Here is a 2,163-nt window from a genome sequence, read left to right as displayed (position 1 = left end):
GCCAACATCGCGTCGACCACTTTCGGCGCCGCCAGGTCCGGCTCGCCGCCGATCCGCAGCACCCCGGCGTCCGCGTCGTACTCCAGCGACAGCACGCCCGGCACGTCACTGATCCGGCGGCTCAACACCCGTACGCACCGCCGACAGATCCCCGCCGGCAGGGTCACCGTGGTCGGCCTCTCCTGCTCCCCCATGCCCGGCAGCCTGCCCGGCCCCGCTGTCCGTCCGCTGTCCGCCGGTCGGCGGCGGACGGCCAGGGTCCGGACAGCGCCGGCGGTGACGCTCCTGCCGTACCTGCCGAACCGACCGAGGGAGTCGACATGCACCCCGTCCTCACCACCGACCTGGTCCGCCTGGAGCACGCCGCGCTGATCCGCCGGCTGCGCCGCCGCCGTCCCGACACCGACGTGCGCGCCATACCGCGCCGGCCCGCCCGCTGACCGCCGAACCGATCGGAGAATCCACGATGACCGTCAGCACCGCACCCGCACCGGCGACCGCCGTGGCCGCCCGGGCCCGGGACGTCGTCCGCACGTACGGCCGGGGGGAGAGCGCCGTGCGCGCCCTCGACGGCGCCACCGTCGACATCCCGGCCGGCCGGTTCACCGCCGTGATGGGCCCGTCCGGCTCCGGCAAGAGCACCCTGATGCACGCGTTGGCCGGGCTGGACCGGGTCGACGCCGGCGAGATCCGGCTCGGCGACACCGAGTTGGGCGGGCTCGGCGAGCGGGAGCTCACCCTGCTGCGCCGGGACCGGATCGGCTTCGTCTTCCAGGGCTTCAACCTGGTGCCGACCCTCACCGCCCGGGAGAACATCCTGCTGCCGCTGACTCTCGCCGGCCGCCGGCCCGACCCGCAGCGGCTGGACCGCCTGGTGACCACCCTGGGTCTCGCCGACCGGCTGCGTCACCGACCGGCCGAACTCTCCGGCGGCCAGCAGCAGCGGGTCGCGGTGGCCCGCGCGCTGATCACCGAACCGGAGATCGTCTTCGCCGACGAACCGACCGGGAACCTCGACTCGCGGGCCGCCGAGGCGCTGCTCGGCGTGCTCCGGCGGGCCGTCGACGACCTCGGGCAGACCATCGTGATGGTCACCCACGACCCGCACGCCGCCGCGTACGCCGACCGGGTGGTGTTCCTCGCCGACGGCCGGATCGCCGGTGAGCTGGACGCGCCGACGGTGCCGGCCGTGCTGTCCCGGATGGCGGGGCTGACCGCCACGACGAGCGGGGAGGGCCGCTGACATGTGGCGGATCACCCTGCGTACCACCCTGGCCCGGCGGGCCCGGCTGGCGTTGACCCTGCTCGCCGTGGTGCTCGGCGTCGCCTTCGTCACCGGCAGCCTGGTCCTCACCGACACCTCCCGCCGGCTGCTGGACGCCCATTTCCGCACCGCGACCGCCGGGGTCGACCTGACCGTCCGGGACGCCGTCGCCTTCGACTCGGCGATGGGCGTCGAGGTGGCCCGGGATCCCCTCCCCGCCGACCTGGCGCCCCGGATCGCCGCGCTGCCCGGCGTCCGGGCCGCCCGGCCGCTGCTGCGTGGCCAGGGCCTGCTGGAGGTGGACGGGCAGGCAGTCGTGCCGCACGGCGCCTCGGTGCTCGCCTCCTGGGAGCCGCCGCCGGTCGGCACCTTCCCGCTGCGCGCCGGCCGGGCGCCGGCCGCCGACGACGAGGTGCTGGTCGACGCCGACACCGCGCGGTCGCGGCGGATCGACCTCGGTGACACCGTCACGGTACGGGGCGAGACCGCCGCCCGGCTGCGGGTGGTGGGCCTGGTCGGCTTCGGCGACCGGGACGGCCTGCCGAACAGCACGGTGGCCCTGGTGACCCCGCCGACCGCGCAGCGGCTGCTCGGCCTCGGCACCGGCGTGACCGAGGTGGCCGTGGTGGCCGCGCCCGGCACTGCCCCCGACGAGCTGCGCGAGCGGATCGGCGCGGCGCTCGGCCCCGACTACGAGGTCGTCGCCGCCCGGGACCTGGCCGCGGCCGGCGCGCAGGCGGCCCAGGACCAGGTCTCCTGGCTGAACCTGGCACTGCTCGCGCTCGCCGCGGCCGCCCTGCTGGTCGGGGCGTTCCTCATCGCCAACACGTTCACGATCGTGGTGACCCAGCGGACCCGGGAGCTGGCCCTGCTGCGGGCCGCCGGCGCGACCGGCGGGG

At 76.4% G+C, this 2,163-nt stretch carries 3 protein-coding genes; 2 read left to right on the top strand and 1 reads right to left on the bottom strand.

The window, feature by feature from the left end:
• Positions 1-194, bottom strand: a 194-nt coding sequence (locus ONA70_RS35955) for a heavy-metal-associated domain-containing protein (protein WP_265010933.1), incomplete at its 3' end; no start/stop codon positions are given.
• Positions 195-466: 272 nt separating this feature from the next.
• Between ONA70_RS35955 and ONA70_RS35950 the strand changes: the two genes are divergently transcribed.
• Together ONA70_RS35950 and ONA70_RS35945 are read left to right on the top strand one after the other, a co-directional pair.
• Positions 467-1,243: an ABC transporter ATP-binding protein gene (locus ONA70_RS35950; RefSeq protein ID WP_265010932.1), complete on the top strand. Its 777-nt coding sequence runs from the start codon at positions 467-469 to the stop codon at positions 1,241-1,243.
• A 1-nt stretch (position 1,244) separates the two neighbouring features.
• The coding region (locus ONA70_RS35945) for an ABC transporter permease (RefSeq protein WP_265010931.1) at positions 1,245-2,163 on the top strand (919 nt) is incomplete at its 3' end.

This window comes from Micromonospora yasonensis (genome assembly GCF_026013475.1).
Taxonomy (GTDB): domain Bacteria; phylum Actinomycetota; class Actinomycetes; order Mycobacteriales; family Micromonosporaceae; genus Micromonospora; species Micromonospora yasonensis.
This window is presented reverse-complemented; position numbering and strand designations above follow the sequence as displayed.

What these genes read in the sequence shown, in the direction of transcription:
- ONA70_RS35950 (WP_265010932.1), top strand. Translation starts at nt 467, where the DNA reads ATGACCGTCAGCACCGCACCCGCACCGGCGACCGCCGTGGCCGCCCGG.